Origin of the sequence: Roseomonas sp. TAS13 (assembly GCF_001950415.1) — a bacterium.
Classification (GTDB): Bacteria; Pseudomonadota; Alphaproteobacteria; order Acetobacterales; family Acetobacteraceae; genus Roseomonas; species Roseomonas mucosa.
In genome coordinates, this window is sequence record NZ_BDLP01000331.1 from 1 (window position 1) to 4,782 (window position 4,782).

Here is a 4,782-nt window from a genome sequence, read left to right on the forward strand (position 1 = left end):
TTCGCCTTACGGTGGAGCTGTGCGTAGATGTGATCAAGAGACAGGGCCTCGGCCGGGCGGCCGGTGACGCGCAGGGCGGCGCCGTAGAGCAGCGGCAACTGCCGGGTGCAGAGGTGGTCGAAGGCCAGCCGGTCCCCGGCCGCCGCCCAGGCGATCAGGGTTTCGTCCGTCGCGGCCCCGCGGTCCCGCTCCTGGACCGGAACCTCGGCGGCCTGGTCCCTCGCGACAGACCCGGCTTGGCGGAACGGGGAATATCTCAGGGAGGACTCGATCCGGCCGGAAAGGGTGAGGCTGAGCATGGGTGGAATAGGGGGACCGGTCGGTTGCGTCATCCCTGATACGGTGCAACCGGAGCGAACCCATGCGCCGGACCATCATTTTTTGCGCCACCCCGCCCGGACAGCGGCTTTTCCCGGCAAGCCGCCACCCGGCGGAACGTCCAGGAAGAGTCACCGCCCGCCTCAGGGCCGGGAACCACGCCCCCGCAGCCTGACCCGCCGCCTCCGGCGTCCGGCCGGCCTCTCCTCTCCTTCCCCGGTGGCGGCATTCCCGTCGCCCCCGCGCCGGGCCCGCCACCAGCCGGTCAGCAGCCCCAGTCCCGCCAGCACCAGGAAGGGCAGCCCCACCAGCGGCGACAGCACGGCGGACAGGTCGGGTGATCCGCCCCGGGCGAAGATCTCCGCCAGCCCGGCCCCGATCCAGGCATAGACCAGCGTGGCCGGCAGGATGCCCAGCGCGGTGGCGGCGGCGAAGACCGGCAGCCGCATTCCCACCATGGCCGGGGCGACATTGCCCAGCCAGAAGGGCACCACCGGCATGAAGCGCAACGACAGCAGGTACCAGAACCCGTCCTGCTCCAGCGCCGGCCGCAGCCTTTCCACCAGCGGTCCGATCTGGCGGTGCACCAGCGGCTCCAGCGCCGAGCGCACGATCAGGAAGAGCAACGACCCGCCCAGCGTCGCCGCCGTCACCGCCAGCCCGGCGCCCAGCCAGCGCCCGAACAGGAACCCCCCGGCCAGCGTCAGGATGGTGCCCGGCACCAGACAGGCCGTGCAGAACGCATAGGCCGCCACATAGATCAGCACCGCCTGCAGGGGCCGCGTCTCGACAAAGACCGCCAGTGCCTCCCGGTACTCCGCCAGCGCCCCCAGGCTGAGATAGCGCCCCAGCCCCAGCGCATAGGCCAGGACGCCCCCGGCCAGCAGCAGCGCCAGCGGCCAGAGCCGCAGCCATGCGCCGCCGGGCCGCCGGCCGGGCCAGCCACCGGGCGGGCGGGCGGAGTGCTGCCCCGGGCGCGGATCGTCCTGGCCCTCCGTCATGGCGGGCTGCCGGGCGAAGAGGCCGTCCGGGCAGCGCGGGCCTCGCCCCCGGATGCATCCCAGGGCGACTTCACGGGTGCGCCCACGGAAGCTCCCGCTTCAGGACAGTTGCTGGGCCCATCCTCCGGGCGACATCTCCGCATCCCCCGGCAACGCCCCGGAGGCAGTGGAGGATGCGGCGCATCCTCCACTGCCTCCGGAACCGGCCACCGCAAACCGGCTTCCCTTGCCCGCGCGGTCTTGATACGCCCGCCGCCACCGATGCGCCCTGCCCTGCATGCCTTCCTGGTGAACGGCCGCTTCGGCGACCCCGCCCTCTATGTCGAACTGCCCTTCGAGCGCCGCGCGCTGGTCTTCGACCTGGGCGACCTGCACGTGCTGTCCCCCCGCCGCCTGCTGCGGCTGGAGGCGGCGCTGGTCACCCATGCCCATATGGACCACCTGATCGGCTTCGACACGCTGCTCCGCCATCTCGTCGGGCGCGAGAAGCGCTTCGCCCTGGTCGGGCCGGAAGGCATCGCCGCCCGCATCGGCCACAAGCTCCAGGGCTACAGCTGGGACCTCGCCGGCCTCTACGCCGCCGAACTGGCCTTCGAGGTCACCGAGGTCGCCGGCAACCCGGCCGCCCCCGCCGGCGGGCTGCCCTGGCGCCGTACGCGTTTCCGCCTCTCCACCGGCTTCGCCCCCGAGCCGGGCGAGGCGGGCGTGGCAGAGGACGGCACCGTCCTGCGCCTGCCCCGGCTGGAGATCCAGGCAGCGCTGCTCTCGCACCACGGCGCCCCCTGCCTCGGCTACCTGCTGCGCGAAGTGTCCCACGTGAATCTCTGGCGCGAGCGGCTGGATGCGCTGGGCCTGCCCACCGGCCCCTGGCTGAACGGCCTGAAACGCGCCGTCCAGGAGAACGCGCCGGACGACCATCCGATCCCCATCCTCGCCCGCGGCCAGGGGCCCCGCACCCTGCCGAGCACCCTCCCCTTGGGCCTGCTGCGCCAGGCCGTCACCGTCACCCCCGGCCAGCGCATCGGCTACTGCACCGATCTCGGCGACACGCCGGAGAACCGCGAGACCGTCGCCCGGCTGGCGCGGGAGGCCGACCTGCTCTTCCTGGAATCCGCCTTCGCCGCCGAGGACGCCGCCCTGGCCGCCCGGCGCGGCCACCTCACCACCCGTGCCGCCGGGGAGATCGCCCGCGCCGCCCGGGTCCGCCGGCTGGAGCCCTTCCACTTCTCCGCCCGCTATGCCGGGCAGGAGGCGCGTATGCTGGCCGAGGCCGCCGAGGCCTTCGGCCGCCCCCTCGCCCCGGCCGAGACGCCGGAAGGCTGAAGCCCTGCCCGGCGTGGCCATTCCCGCCCGCCCCTATCGATGCCCTTGAAAAACAGGCACTTCCTTCCCATCTCCCAATGCTTTCGGCAGATCCGGAGGAGAGTTCCCGATGGCCAGCGGCTGGGCCCCCGACGGGGCGGTGCAGGACCAGATCGACGACACCGTGACGGATGGTGTGCTGCGTGCCCGCGCCCATATCCCGAAGGGCGAAGGTCCGACGCACTGCGTGGAATGCGACGAGCCGATCCCCGAGGCCCGCCGCCGCGCCTTGCCCGGCGTCCGTACCTGCGTCGCCTGCCAGTCGGCGCTCGACCGCCGGCCGGTGCAGATCGGCTTCAACCGCCGCGGCAGCAAGGACAGCCAGCTCCGGTAGGCCGGGCCGGAGGGACCGATGGAAAGGGCCCATGGGACGAAGTGATTCCGGCGGCACAACCTCCTCCGCCCCGGATACCGTTCATGCGCGATCTGCTCTAAGCCTTCGCTCCGGACCCTGACCGGAAGGAGCGCCCCGATGTCCCATCCGAAGCCCGCCATGCTGGTGATCCTCGACGGCTGGGGATGGCGCGAGGAAGTGGCCGACAATGCCGTCCGCCAGGCCCATACGCCCTGCTTCGACGAGCTCTGGGCCAACTGCCCGCACAGCTTCCTGCGCACCTCGGGCCATGATGTCGGCCTGCCGGACGGGCAGATGGGCAATTCCGAGGTCGGCCACCTGAACATCGGCGCCGGCCGCATCGTGATGCAGGACCTCCCCCGCATCACCAAGGCGGTCGGGGATGGCTCCATCGCCTCCCTGCCCGCCGTCACCGATCTGATCGCGAAGCTCAAGGCCAGCGGCGGCACCCTCCAGCTCTGCGGCCTGCTCTCCCCCGGCGGCGTGCACAGCCACCAGGACCACGGCCTCGCCCTCGCCCGGGTCTTCGCCGATGCCGGCATCCCCGTCGCGGTGCATGTCTGGACCGATGGCCGCGACACCACCCCGCTCGGCTCGGTGGAGTTCCTGAAGCGCTTCGAGCCCGAACTGCCGCGGGGCGCCCGCATCGCCTCCGTCTCGGGGCGCTACTTCGCCATGGACCGCGACAAGCGCTGGGACCGGGTGCAGAAGGCCTGGAACGCCATGGTGCTGGGCGAGGGACCGAAATCCGCCTCCGCCGCCGAGGCCATCGCCGCCGCCCATGCGGCCGGCACCACCGACGAGTTCATCCTCCCCACCGCGATCGGCGACTATGCCGGGATGAAGGACGGCGACGGCCTCCTCTGTTTCAACTTCCGCGCCGACCGGGTGCGCGAGATCCTGGACGCTATCCTCGACCCGGAATTCTCCGGCTTCTCCCGCCCCCGCCTGCCGAAGCTGGCCGGCGCCGCCGGAATGACGCAGTACTCCACCGACCTCGACCGCTTCCTCGCCACCCTTTTCCCGCCCCAGTCGATGAAGGACATCCTGGGCGCCGTGGTCTCCGCCGCCGGCATGAAGCAGCTCCGCATGGCCGAGACCGAGAAGTACCCGCACGTCACCTATTTCATGAACGGCGGCGAGGAGGAGCCTTTCCCCGGCGAGGACCGCGTCATGGTCCCCTCCCCCAAGGTCGCCACCTACGACCTCCAGCCGGAGATGTCGGAGCCGGAGCTGGCCGAGAAGGCCGAGGCCGCGATCCGCTCCGGCCAGTACGACATGATCCTGCTGAACTTCGCCAATGCCGACATGGTGGGCCATACCGGCAGCCTCGCCGCCGCCATCAGGGCCTGCGAGGCCGCCGATGCCGGCCTCGCCCGCATCGTCTCCGCCATCCGCGACATGGGCGGCGCCCTGCTCGTCACCGCCGACCACGGCAATGCCGAGCTGATGCGCGACCCGGCGACGGGCGGCCCGCACACCGCCCATACCACCAACCCGGTTCCGGTCATCCTGCTCGGCGGCCCCCAGGGCTGCACGCTGCGCCAGGGTCGGCTGGCAGACCTGGCGCCGACCCTGCTGCAGCTCCTCGGGCTGAAGCAGCCGGAGGCGATGACCGGCCAGACGCTGATCCAGGCCGGGGGCTGATTGCCGGCGCCACCCGTCCCCCCGCCGCCGGCCCCGCCCGGCGGCGGCCGGCGGGCGGCTATGCCGTTGGCCGCCCCGCCGCGCCCCCTCCCGTCCCGC

4 protein-coding genes and 1 pseudogene are annotated in these 4,782 nt (G+C 72.5%); 3 read left to right on the top strand and 2 right to left on the bottom strand.

Annotated elements, in window-relative coordinates:
- Both ROTAS13_RS19380 and ROTAS13_RS19385 read right to left on the bottom strand, forming a co-directional pair.
- Window positions 1-299 (bottom strand): annotated as a pseudogene (locus ROTAS13_RS19380) (hypothetical protein); the annotation flags it as partial.
- Window positions 300-461: 162 nt separating this feature from the next.
- The gene (locus tag ROTAS13_RS19385; protein WP_019463277.1) at window positions 462-1,319 is read right to left on the bottom strand and encodes a TVP38/TMEM64 family protein; all 858 of its coding nucleotides are present in this window, start codon (window positions 1,317-1,319) and stop codon (window positions 462-464) included.
- 261 nt (window positions 1,320-1,580) lie between these two features.
- Between ROTAS13_RS19385 and ROTAS13_RS19390 the strand changes: the two genes are divergently transcribed.
- The 3 genes from ROTAS13_RS19390 (at window position 1,581) to gpmI (ending at window position 4,683) form a co-directional block, all read left to right on the top strand.
- Window positions 1,581-2,642: an MBL fold metallo-hydrolase gene (locus ROTAS13_RS19390; protein ID WP_075823146.1), complete on the top strand. Its 1,062-nt coding sequence runs from the start codon at window positions 1,581-1,583 to the stop codon at window positions 2,640-2,642.
- Between the two features lie 109 nt (window positions 2,643-2,751).
- A complete protein-coding gene (locus tag ROTAS13_RS19395) occupies window positions 2,752-3,015 on the top strand; it encodes a DksA/TraR family C4-type zinc finger protein (RefSeq protein WP_019463275.1) in 264 nt (87 codons plus the stop codon).
- 138 nt (window positions 3,016-3,153) lie between these two features.
- Window positions 3,154-4,683, top strand: a complete 1,530-nt coding sequence (gene gpmI, locus ROTAS13_RS19400) for a 2,3-bisphosphoglycerate-independent phosphoglycerate mutase (RefSeq protein ID WP_075823147.1) — start codon at window positions 3,154-3,156, stop codon at window positions 4,681-4,683.
- Window positions 4,684-4,782 lie beyond the last annotated feature (99 nt).